The organism is Streptomyces sp. NRRL B-24572, assembly GCF_002156145.1.
Classification (GTDB): domain Bacteria; phylum Actinomycetota; class Actinomycetes; order Streptomycetales; family Streptomycetaceae; genus Streptomyces; species Streptomyces vietnamensis.
Genome location: NZ_MWIG01000421.1, coordinates 1 through 18829, shown reverse-complemented (window position 1 = coordinate 18829; position 18829 = coordinate 1). Strand labels below are relative to the sequence as shown.

Annotated in this window: 11 protein-coding genes; all 11 read left to right on the top strand. The window is 74.5% G+C overall.

Annotation, left to right across the window (positions count from 1 at the left end; translation table 11 throughout):
• A partial coding sequence (locus CCN56_RS24355) for a condensation domain-containing protein (protein WP_306300629.1) occupies positions 1-1704 on the top strand: 1704 nt, incomplete at its 5' end.
• Positions 1701-5144: a non-ribosomal peptide synthetase gene (locus CCN56_RS24350; protein WP_086829994.1), complete on the top strand. Its 3444-nt coding sequence runs from the start codon at positions 1701-1703 to the stop codon at positions 5142-5144. The genes CCN56_RS24355 and CCN56_RS24350, both read left to right, overlap by 4 nt.
• Positions 5141-6316, top strand: a complete 1176-nt coding sequence (locus CCN56_RS24345; protein WP_086829993.1) for a cytochrome P450 — start codon at positions 5141-5143, stop codon at positions 6314-6316. The genes CCN56_RS24350 and CCN56_RS24345 overlap by 4 nt, the downstream gene beginning before the upstream one ends.
• A 1-nt stretch (position 6317) precedes the next feature.
• Positions 6318-10202: a type I polyketide synthase gene (locus CCN56_RS24340; RefSeq protein ID WP_086829991.1), complete on the top strand. Its 3885-nt coding sequence runs from the start codon at positions 6318-6320 to the stop codon at positions 10200-10202.
• Positions 10199-11665, top strand: a complete 1467-nt coding sequence (locus CCN56_RS24335; protein ID WP_179199971.1) for an MFS transporter — start codon at positions 10199-10201, stop codon at positions 11663-11665. Before CCN56_RS24340 ends, CCN56_RS24335 begins: the two co-directional genes overlap by 4 nt.
• Positions 11662-12927 (top strand): cytochrome P450, encoded by a 1266-nt coding sequence (locus CCN56_RS24330; protein ID WP_086829990.1) that lies wholly within the window; start codon positions 11662-11664, stop codon positions 12925-12927. The genes CCN56_RS24335 and CCN56_RS24330 overlap by 4 nt, the downstream gene beginning before the upstream one ends.
• 1 nt (position 12928) lies before the next feature.
• Entirely contained in the window at positions 12929-13666 is a 738-nt protein-coding gene (locus CCN56_RS24325) for a thioesterase II family protein (RefSeq protein WP_086829988.1), read from the top strand.
• On the top strand, positions 13657-14481 hold the full coding sequence (locus CCN56_RS24320) for an SDR family oxidoreductase (protein ID WP_086829986.1): 825 nt from the start codon (positions 13657-13659) through the stop codon (positions 14479-14481). Before CCN56_RS24325 ends, CCN56_RS24320 begins: the two co-directional genes overlap by 10 nt.
• 64 nt (positions 14482-14545) lie before the next feature.
• Entirely contained in the window at positions 14546-17299 is a 2754-nt protein-coding gene (locus tag CCN56_RS24315) for an amino acid adenylation domain-containing protein (protein ID WP_086829984.1), read from the top strand.
• Complete coding sequence (locus CCN56_RS24310) at positions 17292-18023, top strand: 4'-phosphopantetheinyl transferase superfamily protein (RefSeq protein WP_086829982.1); 732 nt, start codon at positions 17292-17294, stop codon at positions 18021-18023. Before CCN56_RS24315 ends, CCN56_RS24310 begins: the two co-directional genes overlap by 8 nt.
• Before the next feature lie 33 nt (positions 18024-18056).
• On the top strand, positions 18057-18829 hold a 773-nt coding region (locus CCN56_RS24305), incomplete at its 3' end, for a 2-oxoacid:acceptor oxidoreductase family protein (protein WP_256962120.1).

Genomic DNA, 18829 nt, shown 5'->3' with positions numbered 1-18829 from the left:
GGCCCCTTCGTGCTGCCCGCGGCACCGCACGGTGCGTCACCGTCCGATCACGTCTGGTATCCGGCCACCCGGGTACAGCAGGGCATGTGGGTCCTGGACCGGGACGAGCTGCTGCGCCCCACCCAACTGGTCCCCACGGTCGTCGAGTTCACCGGCCCCGTGGACCACCGGGCCCTCGTGTCGGCGGTCGGACGGTCCCTCTCCCGGCACCCCTCGCTCCGGGCCCGCTTCCGGCTCGACGTCAAGCGCCGCCAGGTCGAGTACCGCACCGACGGTCCGCCGGCCGAGCCCGGCTTCCTCGACGCCGAGGCCGAGGGCTGGACCGAGGAGGAGGTCGACAACCTGGTACGGGCCCTGAGCGCCGCGCCCTTCGACCTCGCCCAGGACGCGCCCGCCCGCGCCGAGATCATCCGCATGGGAGCCGAGCGCACCCTGCTCGCGCTCAACGTGCACCACATCATCTTCGACGGGGTGTCCCGCGGCATGCTCCTGGAGGACATCCGCACCCTCTACCGGGCCGCCGTCGACGGGGTCGAGCCACAGCTGAGCACGCCGCCGCACCCCGCCTCCGTCGTCGCCGAGCGCACTCCGGAGGAGATCGCCGAACAGGTCGCCGAAGTCGTCGACCGGCTGCGCGGCGCACCCGCCGAAGTCCAACTGCCCTTTCCCCGTACCCCCATCGCCGGGTCGACGGAATCGCTGCTCGGAGCCTCTCTCGCCACCTCCCTCGACCCCGGCACCACGGCACGGGTCATGGCGGTGGCCGCCCAGGAGGGCTGCACCCCCTTCATGGTCGGCGTCGCACTCCTGGCCGCCACCCTCGCCCGCACCGGACCCCAGCGCGACTTCCTCATCGCCTTCGCCTGGCCGGGGCGTGACGATCCCGACACCGCCGACGTGATCGGGATGTTCATGACCACCGTCGTGCTCCGGGTCACCGTCGGACCCGAGGACACCTGGCACGACCTGCTCGGCGACGTACGCGTCAGCGGCATGGAGGCGTTCGTCGACAGCGACGTGCCCCTGGACGCGGTGTCCGCCGCCCTCAACCCCGACCGGAACGCCCTGTGGCCGCCACTGTCGCCGGTCCTGGTCAACCTCGACGAGGCGCCCCGGTCCGTGGACCTCACCCCCGGCACCACCGGGAGACTGCGTCCGCTCGACCCGATGTTCGTCAAGTACGACCTGGCCGCGTTCGTCCGTCTGGAGGACACGCCCGACGGACGACGGCTCGCCCTGTCCCTGGACTACCCGGTCAACGTGTTCGACACCGGCGACGTCAAGGACCTCCTCAACGCTCTGCGGCACAGCGCCGTGGACCTCGCCACCTTCCCGGAGAACCCCGTGCTCGAAGAGTCCGTACGTCCCACCGCCACCGCCCCGGCCGTCGACCTGGACGACCCGGCCGCGCGCCTCGAACTCGTCCGCTCCATCTGGCGCGAGATCCTGGACACCGACGACGTCGCCGACGACGTCAGCTTCTTCGAGTCCGGCGGCGACTCGCTGCTCCTCGTCCTCCTCGTCGAGCGCCTCGGCCAGGTCTCCGGCCGCGAGGTCCGCACCATGGACCTGTTCCGCTCGCCCACCGTCAGCGGCCAGGCCGACCTCATAGCCGCCGCGGCCGAGCCTGCCGCCGCCCCCGCCGCCGGGGACCGGGCCGCGCTCCTCGCCGCCGCCCGCACCCAGGGCGGAGCCGCCCGATGACGGCCCGCTCACTGGCCGCCGGGATCCTGGACCTCCCGGACGGCCCCGACGCCTTCGGCGACGAGAGCTTCATCTCCCTCGGCGGCGACTCGCTGCGCGCCATGCGCCTCGCCGCCGTCCTCCAGGAGGAGCTCGGACTGCGCGTGGCGCTCATGGAGCTGCTCGGCGACGCCCCGCTCGCCCGGGTCCTCGACGCCGCCACGCCCGTCACCCCCACCGAGACCGAGGCCCGCGCCGGCGACCGGGACGGGGCCGAGCAGTCGCTCACCCCCGCCCAGCGCGGCATGTGGCTGATCGAGCGGGTCGCCGGCGGCTCCCCGTACAACCTCGTCTTCCGCTGCTTCACCGACGGCGGCCGGCTCGACCGCGACGTGCTCGCCAAGGCCGTCGCCGCCACCGTCGCCCGCCACGAGGGACTGCGGACCGTCTTCCGCGAGAGCGACGACGACGTGGTCCAGGAGATCCTGCCCGCCTACGTCCCCGAGCTCGTCGAGCACACCTACGTCGGACCGGCCGAGGCCTTCGAGAGCGAGGTCCGCCGCCAGGGCGCCGACCTCGGCCGCGAGCCCTTCGACCTGGCCGCCGCCCCCGCCTACCGGTTCGGCCACTGGGCCCCCGCCGACGTCTCCGACGAGCGCAGCGCCCTCGTCCTCGCCGCGCACCACATGGTCCTCGACGGCCACGCCGTCGGCCAGCTGCTCCGGGAGATCCTGGAGACGTACACCGAGCTCACCGCCGCGGCCGACCCGGCCCTCCCCCGCGACCTCGGCACTCCGCTCGCGGCCCTGCGCCGCCACCAGGAGGAGGCCAGGGCCCGGGGCGCCTGGGACGAGCAGACCGCACTCTGGCGCGAGCGCCTCGACGGGGTGCCGTCCGTCCTCGAACTCCCCGCCGACCGGCAGCGCCCGGCCGTCCAGGACGGCGCCGGCGACCGCCTCGGCCTCGACCTCGGTCCCGCCGTCACCGAGCGGGTCGCCGCCCGGGCCCGCGCCCTCGGCATCACCCCGTACGCCTTCCTGCTCGGCGCCTTCGGCCTCACGCTGGCCCGCCGCACCGGAGTCCGCAGCCTCCTGGTGGGCGTACCCCTGCTCGGCCGCGGCAGCTCCGAGCTGAGCCGCCTCATCGCCGTCGCGGGCAACCTCGTCCCCGTACGCGTCGACGTGGACGACGACCTCGACGTCGCCGCCTTCCTGCGCGGGGTCCACCGCTCGCTCGCCGCCGCCATCGACGCCGGCGACCTGCCCTTCGAGGAACTCGTCGCCCGCCTCGGCGTCGAGCGCAGCCTCGGCTGCCACCCGCTCGTCCAGGTCTGCTTCGGCATGCACGACCAGCTCGTGCCGCGCGAACTGACCGCCGGACCGATGCGCGTCCGCATCGAGGAAGGCCACGGCGGCGGCTCCCAGTTCGACCTGACCATGCTCATCGGCCATGCCGACCCGTCGTACGCCGGTCACCTGGAGTACGCCACGAGCGTCTGGCACCAGGCGGAGGCGGAGGGCTTCGTCGCCGACTTCCGCGCCGCGGTCGGGCAGCTCGCCGACGCCCCCGACGCCCGGCTCGAGGACGTCCGCGGCATCTCCGCCGAAGGCCGCGCGCTGCTCGACGAGATCAACGCGAGCGGCCGGGACTTCCCCGTCACGTCGCTCGACGCCCTCTTCCGCGAGGTGGCCGCACGGACGCCCGACGCCGTCGCCGTCCGCGACGCGGAGCACACCCTGACGTACGGTCGGCTCGCCGAGGCCGCCGCCGAACAGGCCCGCCTGCTGCTCGCCGCCGGCGTGGGGCCGGGCGACCGGGTCCTGGTGGGCGTGGAGCGCTCGGTGGCCGAGGCCGTCGCCGTCCTCGGCGTGGCCTGGGCGGGCGCCGCGTACGTCGGCATCGACCCGACGCTGCCCGACAGCCACGTCACCAAGATCCTGGAGCGGTCCCGCCCCACCGCCGCCCTCACGGGCCCCGTCGCCGGCCCGGTCGCCGAACGCTTCGCCGGCCTCGGCGTGCCCGCCGTCGCGACCTGGGAGCCCGACTGGCGGCCCGGCCCGGCCGACGCCGTGGCCACCCCGCCCGCCGACCCGGCGCGCCTGGCGTACGTCGCCTTCACCTCGGGCTCCACCGGGCAGCCCAAGGGGGTGTGCGTCCCGCACCGGGCCGTCATCCGCCTGGTCCACGAGGCCGGTTACGTCCGCCTCGGCGCGGGCGAGCGGATGCTGCGGCTCTCCCCGCTGTCCTTCGACGCCTCCACCCTCGAGCTGTGGGGTGCCCTGCTCACCGGCGCCGTCCTGGAGGTGCACCCGGCCGGCCTCGCCTCGCCGACCGAGCTGGGCGCCTTCCTCCAGGAGCGCGGGATCACCGTCGCCTGGCTGACCGCCGGACTCTTCCGGCTGGTCGAGGAGTTCGCGCCGGAGTCCCTCGGCGGCCTGCGCCAGCTGCTGACCGGCGGCGACGTGGTGCCCCACGAGCACACCGCCCGCCTCCTCGCCCGGCACCCCGGCATCGTCGTCACCAACGGGTACGGCCCCACCGAGAACACCACCTTCACCACCACCCACTCGGTGGCGCGCGCCGAGGACGTGGAGGGACCGCTGCCCATCGGCCGCCCCGTGCCCGGCACCCGCGTCCACGTCCTCGACGCCCGTCGCCGGCTGCTCCCGCCCGGCGCGGTCGGCGAGCTCTACACCGGCGGTGACGGCCTGGCCGACGGATACCTCGGCGACGAGGCGGAGACGGCCCGGGTGTTCGGGCACCTGTCCCCGGACGTGCCCGAGCGCCTCTACCGCACCGGCGACCTGGTCAGGGTCGACACCAGCGGTCGTCTCCGCTTCCTCGGCCGCGCCGACGACCAGGTCAAGCTGCGCGGCTACCGGATCGAGCTGAGCGCCATCGGCGACGTGCTCACCGGGCACCCCGAGGTGCAGGACGCCGTGGTGGTCGTGACCGACGGCGGCGGCGCCGACAAGCGCCTCGTGGCCGCCGTCGTCCTCACCCCGGGCGCGGCCGTCGACGCGGTCGCGCTGCGCGACCTGCTCACCGAGACGCTGCCGTCCTACATGGTGCCGAACCTGTGGGCCGTGGTGGACCGGCTGCCGGTGACCGCCAACGGCAAGGTGGACCGGCGGGCCCTCGTCGCCGTGGCCAAGCCGGCCAGGCGGTCCCCCGGCACCCCCGCACCGGCCGTCGAGGAGCCCGTGGCCGCTCCGGCTCCGGCCGCGGTGGACCTGGAGCGCATCGCCGGACTGTTCGCCGCCGTCATCGAGGGAGAGCCCGTCACCGGCGTCACCGAGGACACCGACTTCTTCGTGATCGGTGGCAACTCCCTCGGCGCCGTACGCCTCATGCGCAAGGTCAAGCAGGAACTGGGCGCGACCGTACGGCTGCGGGACTTCCTGCTGTCGCCCACGCCCGCCGGGCTGAGCGCGCTCGTCGAGAAGGCCGCGGAGCGATGACCTCTGCCACGGCACCGGTCCCGCCGCCGTCCCTCGCGGACGGCGTGCGGGCGCCGGAGTGGGACGAGGGCCTCGACTGCTGGGTCGTGGCCGACCCGGCCCTGGCCCTGCAGGTCCTCAACCACCCCGGCTTCGCCTCCGGGACCTTCGAGCGCTCCTTCCAGCTCTACATGACGGACGCGGCCCGCGCCGAGTACCGGGAGCTCACCGAGTTCCTGCGGCTGTGGTTCGTCCAGGCCGACGCCCCCGAGCACACGGCCCTGCGGCGCCCGGTCCAGCGCATGTTCTCCGCCTCGTACGTGCGGTCGCTCGCGCCGCGCATCGAGGAGATCACGGACGAGTGCCTGACCGCCCTCGCCGCCGGGGCCGCTCCGCAGGACGTCATGCCGGCCGTCGCCGAGGGCATCTCCGGCAAGGTCATGGCCCACGTCGTCGGGATCGACGTGCCCCCGCCGGTGCTCCACGAGTGGTCGCGGACCCTGTCGCTGTTCATCGGCGCCATGTACCGCCGCGACTACGCGCAGGCCGCCCACCGGGTCATGGTGGAGATGTCCGAGGCGCTCGTCGGCGCCCGGGCCCTGGACGGCTTCCCCACCGACACCCCGGAGGACCGGGCCCGGACCACCGCGACCTGGGCCATGTGCCTGTTCGGCGGCCTGGAGACCACCGCCTCGCTGCTCGGCTCCACGGTCCTGACCGCGCTCGGCGACCGGGCCCTCTGGGAGACCGTCGTCCGCGACGAACCGGGGGCGGTGACCGGCCTCGTGGAGTCGGTGCTGGTGAGCAAGCCGCCGCTGCGGCATCTCGGCCGGGTCGCCGCGTACGACCAGGAGTTCGCGGGGGCGCGGCTGCGCCAGGGGGACCTGGTGCTCGTGAGCCTCACGGGCCAGGGGCCGCTGGACGAGGTCGCCCCGGAGGCCGGGGCCCCGGCGGCCTGTCCGGTCACCGGCGCCGCCGCCCCGGCGGGCGGGGACCGGAACCTCGTCTTCGGTCACGGGCCGCACTACTGCGTGGGCGCCCCGCTGGCCCGGTCGGAGGCGGCCGTCCTGCTGCGCCGGCTCGCCGCGCGGTTCCCGCACGCCCGGCTGTCCGACGAGGCCGCCGTGTGGGGTCCCAACCTCAGCTACGTCGGCCTCGACCACCTGTACGTCGATCTGGGCGGAGAAGCCTGACATGTCCCTCACCCTTGCCGAGGGCACCCCGGTGCCTCTCGACGACGGCGCCGTCGCCGTCGTCGGCATGGCCTGCCGGCTGCCCGGCGCGCGTGATGTCCGCGCCTTCCGGGCCATGCTGCGGGACGGCCGGGACGGCATCAGCCGGCCCGGCCGCGAGGAGCTGCTCCGGTCCGGGGTGGACCCCGCGTACGCGGGCCGGGAGAACTTCGTACCGGCCATGGGCGTCATCGAGGACTCCCGCCGCTTCGACTGGTCCTTCTTCCGGTACAGCCGGGCGGAGGCCGCGGCGATGGACCCGCAGCAGCGGGTCTTCCTGGAGTGCGCGGCCACGGCCGTCGACGACGCCGGCCTCGACCCCGTGCGGTTCCCGGGCCGGATCGGCGTCTACGCGGGCGCCGACCGCTCGGGTCCTGGCCGCGACGACGACGGGCTGGGCGAACTGGCGCGGCACATCGGGCGGGAGAAGGACTTCGTCGCCACCCGCGTGGCCTACAAGCTCGGCCTGCGCGGCCCCGCCCTCACCGTGCAGACCGCCTGCTCCACCTCGCTCACCGCCGTCCACCTCGCGGTGCGGGCGCTGGTGGGCGGCGAGTGCGACGCGGCCCTCGCGGGCGGCGTCACCGTGATGCCGGACGGCGAGTGGGGCTACCTCTTCGAGCCCGGCGGGATCCTCGCGCAGGACGGGCACTGCCGCCCGTTCGACGTCCGGTCCGGGGGTACGGTGCCCAGCGAGGGCGTGGGCGTGGTCGTGCTCAAGCGGCTCGCCGACGCCGTACGCGACGGCGACCGGATCGCGGCCGTCATCGCGGGTACGGCGGTCAACAACGACGGCGCGGACAAGATGGCCTTCACCGCGCCCTCCGCCACCGGCCAGAGCGAGGTCATCCGCGCGGCCCTGGACGCCGCGGGCCTCGCCCCCACCGCCATCGGGCACGTGGAGGCGCACGGCACCGCCACGCAGCTGGGCGACCCCATCGAGGTCCAGGCGCTCACCGAGGTCTTCGGGGCGGCGAGCGGGGAGACCGGCTGGTGCGCGCTCGGCGCCGTCAAGGGCCATGTCGGGCACACCGGCGCGGCCGCCGGGGTCACGGGTCTGATCAAGACGGCGCTCATGCTGGAGCACCGCGAGATCTACCCGACCGCGCACTACACGGCCCCCAACCCGCTGCTCGACCTGGAGCGTTCGCCGTTCCGGGTGACGGAGCGCTTCGAGCCCTGGGAGCTCGGCGCGGGGCAGGAGCTGCGGGCAGGCGCGGTCAGCTCGTTCGGCGTGGGCGGCACCAACGCGCACGCGGTACTGACCGAGGCGCCGGCCGTCCGCCGCCGGCCCGCCGGCCCGCGGGCCGCCGGGCCGGAGCTGCTGGCACTGTCGGCGCAGAGCCCGCGGGCCCTGGCGGGCCTGGGCGAGGCGCTGGCGGATCACTTCGCCACCGCGGTGGAGGCGCGGGAGACCGCGGCCTCCGCCCAGGAACTCGACGCGCCGACAGGGGCGGTCGGGCACGGAGCCGAGGCCCCGGACCTCGACACGCCCACACAGACCACCGGGCACGAGGCCGAGGCATCGAATCACGACACGCCCGCGCCCGGGTCCGAGGCGCCGGAACTCGGCTCCGTCGCACGGACGTTGGCCGGGCGGCGGGTCCACCGGCACCGGCAGGCCGTGGTCGTACGCGACGCGGCCCGGGCCCCCGAGGCCTTGCGCGCGGCGACCGCCGCGGCCGGCGAGCCGCGGCGGCTGGGCAAGGTGGCCTTCCTCTTCCCGGGCCAGGGCACGCTCAAGAGCGCCGCGGGCGAGGCCGCGTACCGCCTGCTGCCGGAGTTCCGCGCCGCCTTCGACGAGATCCGCACGCTCGCGGACGAGCAGTGCGGCGTGGACCTCGGCCCCGTGATCGTCCCGGCGTCCGCCGGCCCGGACGCCGACGACTGGTACGCCGACACCGTCCACCAGCAGCTCGGCCTCTTCGCCCTGGGCCTCGCCTTCGGACGCCAGCTGGCCGCGTGGGGCGTCACCCCGCACGCCATGCTCGGCAACAGCATCGGCGAGTACGCCGCCGCAGCCCTCGCCGGGACGTGGAGCCTGCCGGACGCCGTCGGCCTGGTCCACCGGCGGGCCGTCGCGATGCGCGACGCCTCCCCCGGCCGGATGGCCCTGGTAGAGGCCGCCCCGGCCGAGGTCGAGGCCCGGCTGCCCGCGGACGCGGCCGTCACCGTCGCGGTGCGCGGCAACGGCTCGGCGGTGCTCTCGGGCCCCGAGGCCGCCATGGACTCCCTCCTCGCGGGGGACGCGCTGGACGGACTGCGCGTCACCCCCGTCCACACCCGGCGGGCCTTCCACTCGCCGGCCATGAACTCGGCAGCCGAGGCGGTGCGGGACCATCTGTCGTCGATGCCCGCCCGCCCGCCACGGCTGCCGTACATCTCCAACACCACCGGCGACTGGGCCGATCCCGAGGCCGCGGCCGAACCCGGCTACTGGGCCGCGCACCTGCGCGAGCCGGTCCGGCTCGACACCGGCACCGCCACCCTGCTGGCCGCCGGCTGCACCACCTACCTCGAACTGGGCCCCGGCGGCTCGATGACCGGCTCGCTGCGGACCGCGCCCGGCTGGGCCCCCGGCCACCGGACCGTACGGCTCGCCCCCGGCGGGCGGGCCGACGCCGAGACCGGGCTCCTCGACGCGATCGGCGCCCTGTGGGAACTCGGCGTCGACCGCGCCCTGGAGACGGTCCTCGATGCGCGGTACGCCGACCCCGAGGACCGGCCCGCGCACTGCTCGCTGCCCGCGCACCCGTTCCTGGGCGAGGACCCGGCGACGGTGAAGGCGAAGGCGTCGTACGAGGGGCGGAGCCCGGCCCCGGCCCCCGGGCGCCCGGACGCCGGACACCGCCCCCGGCGGACCGTCCTCGAAGAGGTGTGGTGCCAGACCCTCGGCGTCGCCGCCGTGGCCGACGGGGACGACTTCTTCACGCTCGGCGGCGAGTCGCTGCTCGCCCTCGCGCTCACCAACGCCGTCCGCGAACGCCTCGGTGCGGAGGTCTCCGTCACCGACTTCTCCCTGAAGGGCACCTTCGCCGGACTCGTCGAGCTCGTCGACCGGCGGCTGCCCGGCGAGGACGGCCCCGTCCACGACGCGCCGCCGCCCGGAGTGGCCACCCTGCGGGAGGGCACCGGACGTCCCGTCTTCCTCGTCGCGGACGCCCTCGGCAACGCCCTGCCCTACCGGGAGCTGGCCGCGCGCCTCTCCCCCGCGGGCGACCGTCCGGTGCTGGCCCTGGAGCGGCCCGTGCCCCGCGGCGGCGGCATCCGTGCCCTGGCCGCCGCACACGCCCGGACCCTGCTGGACGCCCAGCCGGAAGGTCCGTACACCCTCGGCGGCTGGTCCTTCGGCGCCGTCGTCGCGCACGAGACCGCGCGGCTGCTCATCCGCCGGGGGCGGTCGGTGGACCTGCTGTTCGGCCTCGACGGCTATGTGCCCGACACCCGGCCGCTGCCCGTCGCCGCGGCCCCGGACTTCCTGCTCGGCGGGGTACGGGCGGGCCTCGACACCCTGCTCGGGGTCGGGCCGGCCGCCGGGGCGCTCCGCGCCGACCCGGAGGCGCGCCGCCGGTTCCTCGCCGGCCAGGCCGCCCTGCTGGCCCACCGGCCGGGCCCGGTGACGTGCCCCGCCGTGCTCTTCAAGGCGGACGCGGACCCTGGCACGGCCGCCCGGCTCGGCCGGCGTCTCGCGGGGCTGTACCCGGCGGGTCTGCGCGTGGTCCCGGTCCCCGGCGACCACTGGTCGATGCTGCGGTCCCCGCACGTCGACGAGCTGGCCTCGCGCATCGACGAGGCACTCAAGACGGTCCCCCGGGCCGCGGAACACAAGGAGAGGAAGGACTCATGACGGTCTCACAGACACCGCCCGACAGTGCGGCGGACGAGGAGCGGAAGGAAGAGGAGCGCCCGGAGCTTCGGAAGGAGCCGGAGCTTCGGAAGGAGCCGGGGCAGACGGAGAAGCCGGAGCAGCCGGAGACGGCGGAGACGCCGGAGAAGCCGCTCCTGAAGAACCTCGACTTCCAGGCGCTGTGGACCAGCGAGGCGTTCGCCGCGCTCGCGAAGGAGACCGCGGAGGTCGCGTACCCCCTGCTCATCCTGTCGTCCACCGGCTCCGCCTTCTACGCCGGCGCGGTCGGATCGGCCCAGCTCATCACCGCCAGCCTGCTCTCCATCCCCGGCGGCACGCTCGCCGACCGGATGGACCGCCGGCTGCTGATGATCATCTGCAATGTGGTCCGGGTCGTCCTGCTCGGCCTCTTCGGCGTGCTGATCCTCGCCGGCCAGACCCACCCCGCCCTCATCTTCACCATCGCCGTGGGCTCGGCCGCCTGTCTCGGCATCTCCAACCCGACCGGTCTCGCCGCGATCAAGCAGCTCGTCCCGCCGTCCCAGCTCACCCAGGCCACCGCCCAGAACCAGATCCGCTACTTCGCCGCGACCATGGGCGGCCCGCCCGTCGGCGGCACCCTCTTCGGCGTGGCGCGCGCCTTCCCGTTCCTGAGCGCGGCCGTCGGCTTCCTCGTCTCCACGATCCTGCTGCTGTTCATCCGCAAGCCGATGAAGGTGGAGCAGCTCGCCCCCGGGGAGAAGCGCAACACGGCCGAGGGCTTCCGGATCCTGGCGCGCCAGCCGGTGCTGCGACTGCTGATCGTCTGGATCATGGGCTCGAACATGGCGTTCACCCACTCCGGCGTCTTCCTCGCACTCATCGCCACCGCCGAGAGCCGGGGCGCCTCCGCGAGCTTCACCGGCATGCTGCTGTCCATCGCCGGCGTCGGCGGTCTGGTCGGCTCGCTCATCGCGGGCCCGGTCATCAAGAGGGTCGCACCGGCCAAGCTCTTCCTGACCGCCGCGTGGATCGGCCCGGTGGCCGCCGTGCTGCTCGCCAACGTCTCCGGGCTCGTCCCGCTCGGCGTCATCGTCGCCTGCGTGTTCCTGCGCGGGCCCATCACCAGCGCCCTGTTCCTCGCCTACCTCGCGGCGATGGTCCCGGACAAGGCGCAGGGCCGGGTCCTCGGTGCCGTGATGTTCATGTCGATGATCGCCGCCCCCGTCGGCGTGTTCGCCATCGGCACCATCTTCGACCAGGCCGGCCCGGTCTGGGTGTTCACCGTCATGGCCGTCGTCTCGGGACTGGCCGCCCTGCCCACCCTCAGCCCGCGCATCCGCAACCTCGCGCCCCCGGAGACGTACGCGGACACCGTGTCCGCCGACGCGACGCCCGCCGGCAAGACGTCCACCGACAAGGCCTCCGCCGACAAGACGTCCACCGACAAGGCGTCCGCGGACAACGAAGGAGAGACCCGATGACCACCGAACTCCCCCGCACCGCCGAGCAGCTCCCCCCCGAGTTCTTCACCGCCCCCGAGGGCAACGACCTCCACACGGGCAACGCCAAGCTGCGTGCCACCGGCTGCCCGGTCCACGCCATCAACTACCCCGTGGGCGGCGAGGGTTACGTGGTCGCCGACTACGCGACCGCGCTCAAGGCCTTCAGCGACCCGCGCCTGTCCAAGAAGGTCGACAACGCCCCCGCCTGGTTCCGCGACCTCGTCAAGGACTCCAGCCCGGTCCTGGTGCGCAACATGCTGACCGCCGACCCGCCGGAGCACACCCGGCTGCGCAAGCTCGTCAGCCGCGCCTTCGTGCCGCGCCGGATGGAGGTGCTGCGCCCGCGCATCCAGGAGATCACCGACGAGCTCATCGACGCCTTCCCCGAGCACGGCGAGGTGAACCTGACGGAGTTCGCCTTCTCGCTGCCGATGCGCGTCATCTGCGAGTTCCTCGGCGTCCCGGTCGAGGACCGGCCGCAGCTGCACACCTGGGGCAACTGGCTCAGCGGCGCCCCGTACCCCGACGCCGAGTCCAACGAGAAGCTCAAGGACGCCAGCGAGAACATCGAGCGCTATCTGACCGACCTGCTCGCCGACCGACGCGCGGACCTCGGCGAGGACCTGGTCAGCATCCTGGTGCGGGCCGCCGACGAGGAGGGCCGCTTCACCAACGACGAGCTGATCTCCACCCTCGTCCTGCTGATCATCGCCGGGCACAAGACCACCGCCAACCTCATAGGCAACGGCGTCCACGCCCTGCTCACCCACCCCGACCAGCTCGAACTCCTGCGCAGCCGGCCGGAGCTGGCCGAGTCGGCCATCGAGGAGTTCCTGCGCTTCGAGTCCCCGGTCTACCGCGGCACCCTCCGCGTCGCCGCCGAGGACATGGAGCTCGGCGGCTGCCCCATCCCCAAGGAGAGCTTCGTCCACCTGCTGATGGGCTCCGCCAACCGGGACCCCGAGGCCTTCGAGAACCCCGACGAGCTGGACATCACCCGCACCGCCAACCGCCACCTCGCCTTCGGACAGGGCCCGCACTTCTGCGTCGGCGCGCCGCTCTCCCGGGTCGAGGGCCAGATCGCCTTCACGACCCTGCTGCGCCGCCTGCCGGGCCTGCGCCTGGCCGTGCCCGAGGAGGAGATCGAGTGGCTCTTCGACAACTCCACCAGCCGCGGCCTGGTGAGGCTGCCCGTCACCTACGACGTCCGCCGCGCCGCCGACGCCCCCGAGGGGAACTGACATGACCGACCGCACCACGCTCGTCTGCCTGCCCTTCGCGGGTGCCGGCGCCTCCTTCTACCGGCCCTGGCAGCGCATCGCCGAACCCCTCGGCATCGACGTCCTGCCGCTCCAGCTGCCGGGCCGGGAGCGCCTCATCGACGAGGAGCCCTACCGGGACGCGTCCGCCGCCGCAGAAGGGCTGCGCACCGACCTGCTCGCCGCGCTCGGCGACACCCCGGGGACGCACCGCGTCGCCCTGTTCGGTCACAGCCTCGGCGCGGTCCTCGCGTACGAGCTGACCCGCCGGCTCACCGCGACCGCGGACGTGACGGTCGTCCACCTCTTCGCCAGCGGCTCCCCGCACCCGGCCGAGCCCCGGAGCGCTCACGCCACCGGCCTCGACGACGACGCCTTCCTGGCCCGCGTCAGCGAGTTCGCCGGCTACAGCGACGAGGCCCTCCAGGACCCCGAGATGCGCGAGCTGATCCTGCCCACGCTCCGCGCCGACGTCGAGATGCACGAGTCCTACCTGCCGGCCGACGACCGGCCGCTCCCGGTCCCCGTTACCAGCCTGCGCGGCAGGGCCGACACCCTCGTCAGCCGCACGGAGGCCGAGGCGTGGGCGCGCACCACGGACGCCGGGTTCCGGGCCGTGGAGCTGGACGGCGGCCACATGTACCTGGCCGAGTCGGCGCCGGAGCTGCTCCGGATCCTCGCCGAGAACCTGGACCGGGCGGCGGAGGAACTGTGCGTCTGACCGGCAAGACCGTCCTGATCACCGGCGCGGCCCGGGGCCTCGGCCGGGCCACCGCCCTCGCCTGCGCCGCCGAGGGCGCCGACCTCGCGCTCCTGGACCTGTGCGACGACCTCGACGGCGTGCCGTACCCGCTGGGCACCCGCGGCCAGCTGGAGCACACCGCCGCGCTGTGCCGCAAGCACGGCGTCGCCGTGCTCACCGCCGCCTGCGACGTCCGCGACCTGTCGTCGGTGGAGGCCGCCGTGGCCCTCACCGAGGACCGGTTCGGCAGGATCGACGGCGTCGTCAACAACGCGGGGATCGCGGCCCCTTCGGGCAGGCCGGTGCACGAGATCCGCGAGGACGAGTGGGCGCTGATGATCGACGTCGACCTCTCGGGCGCCTACCGGGTCATCCGCGCGGTCGCCGGGGCGATGAGCGCCCGCCGCTCCGGCTCCGTCGTCAACGTCTCCTCGACGGCCGGACTGGTCGGCTACCGGCACTTCGCCGGTTACGTCGCCGCCAAGCACGGCCTGATCGGGCTGACGAAGGCCGCGGCCCTCGACTACGCGCCCACCAAGGTGCGGGTCAACGCCGTGTGCCCCGGATCGGTGCGGGACGACGCCACCGCCGAGGGCCGGATGCTCGCCGAGATCGCCCGCGCACTGGAGGTGCAGGTGGGCGAGCACGAGCAGACGTTCACCGAGGCGCAGCCCATGAACGCCCTGATCGAGCCCGAGGACGTGGCCGCCGCCGTGGTCTACCTCCTCTCGGACGACGCCCGGCAGGTGACCGGATCCGTGCTGACCGTGGACGGCGGGTTCACCGCGCGCTGAGGCGGCGCGGGACCGGCCCGTGGCCGGCAGTTGTGACGTGTGTGAAAGAGAAGGAGGACGCCCCATGGAGGGTGAGCAGTGCCATGCCGTACGGGTCCGGCTGAGCGGTTCGGTGAGCGACGCCGAGCTGACCGCCCGGCTGGGCGCGGCGGGCCCGTGGCGGCTGTGGGTGGAGGAGGTCGCGGCCGGCTCGGGCGAGCCGGAGGCCCGCCGCCGGTGGAACGCCGAGCTGAACCGGCCGACGGCTGCCGTGCGGTGCGTCCTGCTGCGCTACCGGGACGGTCTCGCGGACCTGGTCGTGGTCGCCGACCGCGCGGTGCTCGACCGGGCCGGTCTCGACGGTCTGGTGGGGGCGCTGGTCACGGGGGCGGATCCCGGTCCCCTGTCCGGCTCGTCCGTTCGCGCACCCGCCGCGGCCCCGGCACCGGACTGGGGTGGCGGGACCCGCTCCGCCACCGCCTGGGAGACCCGCTTCCACGACCTGCCCGACGACCTGCCGGGCACGGCGGACCCGGCCGTGCTGCTCGCCGCCCTCGCCCTGACCATGCACCGCTACGAGGGGCACGGCGCCACCGGTGTCGTCACCGTCGCCAGTGACCGGCGCGGCGCCCTCGCCCACGCGCTCCCCGGCGACACCTCGCTCGCCGCGCTGCGTGCCGCCGTGCCGGTGCCGTCGGAGCACCCGGTGACCGCGGGTCTGATCGAGCCCGCGGCCCCGGTCGCGAACGCGGGCGAGTACCTGCCCTGCCTCGCTCCGCCGTTCCCGCTGACCCTCGCCGTGCTGCCGCCCGAGGCGGCGGAGGAGGGCGGGGAGCCGACCGGCAGCAGGCTCTGGGCCGCGTTCCGCCGCAGCCACCTCGCTCCCGAGACCGTCGAGGGGTTCCTGCGCCACCTGGCCCACGTCCTGCGCCAGTTCGCCGAGACCCCGGAGATCCCCACCGACGACGTCGAGCTCCTCGACGCCGCCGAGCGCGAGCGGGTGGCGGCCCTCGGCCGGCCGGACGGCGCCCTGACCGGCGTACCGGAGCGGCTCGTCGACGCCTTCGCGCGGGTGGCCGCCGCCCGCCCGGACGCTCCGGCGGTCGACGACGGGACGACGTCCCTCACCTACCGCGAGCTCGACCGGCGGGCCGACCGGCTGGCCCGGGGCCTGGTGGCGCACGGGGTGACCCCGGGCGACCGGGTCGGCATCTGCCTGGAGCGGACCACCGAACTCGTGGCGGCCATGCTCGGCGTACTGAAGGCGGGCGCGGCGTACGTGCCCACGGACCCGGCCTACCCGGCCGACCGGCTCGCCCACACGGCGCGGGACGCCGGCCTCGACCTGGTGATCACCCGGCTCGCGGAGTACCCCGCCGAGGCGGGCGCCCCCGTCACCCCCGACGAGCTGCTCGCCTCGGGTGACGCGCCCGGCCTCGCCGAACCGGCGGGCGCCGCGGGCCCCGACGACCCGGCGTACGTCATCTACACCTCGGGCTCCACCGGCCGCCCCAAGGGCGTCGTCGTGCCGCACCGCAACGTCGTCGCGCTCGTCGACGCGACCCGCGACGAGTACGGTCTCGGCCCGGCCGACGTATGGAGCTTCTTCCACTCCGGCGCGTTCGACTTCTCCGTCTGGGAGATCTGGGGCTGCCTGCTGACCGGAGGACGGCTCGTGGTCGTGCCGTACCTCGTCTCCCGCGAGCCCGGGGAGTTCCGCGACCTGCTGGAGCGCGAACGGGTCACCGTCCTCAGCCAGACGCCCTCCGCCTTCTCCCAGCTCCTGGAGACCGACCACGCCCGGCTCGCCGTCCGGCTGGTCGTCTTCGGCGGCGAGCCGCTGGACGCCCGCATGCTGCTGCGCTGGTTCGACCGGCACCCGGAGGACGAGTGCCGCATGGTCAACATGTTCGGCATCACCGAGACCACCGTGCACGTCACCGCACAGACCCTGACCCGGGAGCTGGCCCTCGCCGGCTCGAAGTCCGTCGGTCCGGCGCTGCCCGGCTGGCACCTGTACGTGACGGACGCGCGCGGCCGGCTCGTCCCGCCCGGCGTCACCGGAGAGATCCGCGTCGGCGGCGCGGGCGTGGCCCTCGGCTACCTCGGCCAACCCGAGCTCACCGCCGCCCGGTTCACCGCCGACCCGTTCGCGACCGAGCGGTTCGCGGCCGACCGGTTCGCGGCCGACCGGTTCGCGGCCGACCGGGACGGCCGCCAGTACCACAGCGGCGACCTCGGGCGGCTGCGCCCCGACGGCACCCTGGAACACCTGGGACGCATCGACAGCCAGGTGAAGATCCGCGGCTTCCGCATCGAACTCGACGAGATCCGTTCCGTCCTCCTGGAGGACCCGGACGTCCGCGCGGCGGCCGTGATCGTGCGCCGTGAGGACCCGGACGACCCCGCCACCGCCCGCCTCGACGCCTACGTCGTCCCGGCGGACCTGGACACCGTCGGAGTGCGCAAGCGGGCCGCGACCGTACTGCCCGGCTACATGCTCCCCGCGACCGTCACCGCGCTCGACTCCCTGCCGCTCACCACCAACGGCAAGCTCGACGCCTCCCGCCTGCCGGAACCCGCCCGCACCGTCCCCGCCCCCGCACCGGCCTCCACCGGGGAGCAGGGAACCGCCGCGGTGCTCCAGGAGATCTGGTCGACCGTGCTCGGCACGCGGGTCGGACTCGACGACGACTTCTTCGAGCTCGGCGGCAACTCCCTGCTCGCGGTACGGATCAGCGCCGCACTGCGCAACCGCGGACTGCCGGCCGTACCGCTGCGGGACCTGTTCCGCACGCCCACCATCCGCGAGCTCGCCGGGACCGGCGCCGATGCCTGAGCTCGCGTACACCCCCTTCCAGCACCACTACCGCGCCCTCGACGACACGCCCCCGGAGCCGGGCCCGCCCCTGCGGGGCGAGGACGTGGCCCTGTGGTGGCTGGACACCGACCGGGAGGTCGTGGGCGGCCACCCGGTGGCGGCCGAGCAAGCACCGCTGAGCACGGCGGAACGGGAACGCTCCGCCCGGCTGCGCCGCCCCGGCGACCGACACCGTTACCGGGCCGCGCACATCGGCCTCCGCCTCGTCCTGAGCGGCTACACCGGACTCGCACCCGAATCGGTGGACCTCGTCCGCGAGGACTGCCCCTGCTGCGGCGAACCCCACGGCCGGCCCGCCCTGGCCGGCGGCGGCCCCCACTTCTCCCTCTCGCACAGCGGCGGGCTCGCCCTGATCGCCGTATCGGGGGTCACGGTGGGCGCCGACGTCGAAGGCGTCCCCCGGCCGGACATCACCGAAGAACTCCTGCCCTCCCTGCACCCGCGCGAGCAGCACGCCCTGCGCGCCCTGCCGGACGCGGACCGCCCCGGGGCCCTGGCCCGGGTGTGGACGCGCAAGGAGGCGTACCTGAAGGCGACGGGGGCGGGACTCGCGTACGGCGTCACCGACCCGTACGTCGGCGTGTCCGAAGCACCCGCCGCGATAAGGGACTTCACCTTCCACGACCTGCCCGCTCCCACCCCCTCGTTCGCGGCCGCCGTCGTCCTCGCCACGGCGAGCTGACCCCCTCCGCCTCCCCCACAAGGAGATTCCCCGATGCCGGTCCTCGGCACAGAGATCCACAAAGAGATCCACAGACTCGACCGGGTGGTCATCCGTTTCGCGGGTGACTCCGGTGACGGCATGCAGCTCACGGGTGACCGCTTCACCTCGGAGACCGCGTCCTTCGGGAACGACCTCTCCACACTGCCGAACTTCCCCGCCGAGATCCGCGCCCCCGCCGGAACCCTCCCGGGCGTCTCCTCCTTCCAGCTCCACTTCGCCGACCACGACATCCTGACCCCCGGCGACGCCCCCAACGTGCTGGTCGCCATGAACCCCGCCGCCCTCAAGGCCAACATCGCCGACGTACCCCGCGGCGGCGAGATCATCGTCAACACCGACGAATTCGCCAAACGCGCCATGGCCAAGGTCGGCTACACCGAGAACCCCCTGGAAGACGGCTCCCTCGACGGCTACCGGGTCCACCCCGTGCCGCTGACCACCCTGACCCTGGAGGCCCTGAAGGACTTCGGCCTGTCCCGCAAGGAGGCCGAACGCTCCAAGAACATGTTCGCGCTCGGGCTGCTGTCCTGGATGTACCACCGGCCCACCGAGGCCACCGAGGCCTTCCTGCGCACCAAGTTCGCCAAGAAGCCCGAGATCGCCGAGGCCAACATCGTCGCCTTCCGGGCCGGCTGGAACTTCGGCGAGACCACCGAGGACTTCGCCGTCTCCTACGAGGTCGCCCCCGCCACCCGCGCCTTCCCCACCGGCACCTACCGCAACATCTCCGGCAACCTCGCCCTCTCCTACGGCCTGATCGCCGC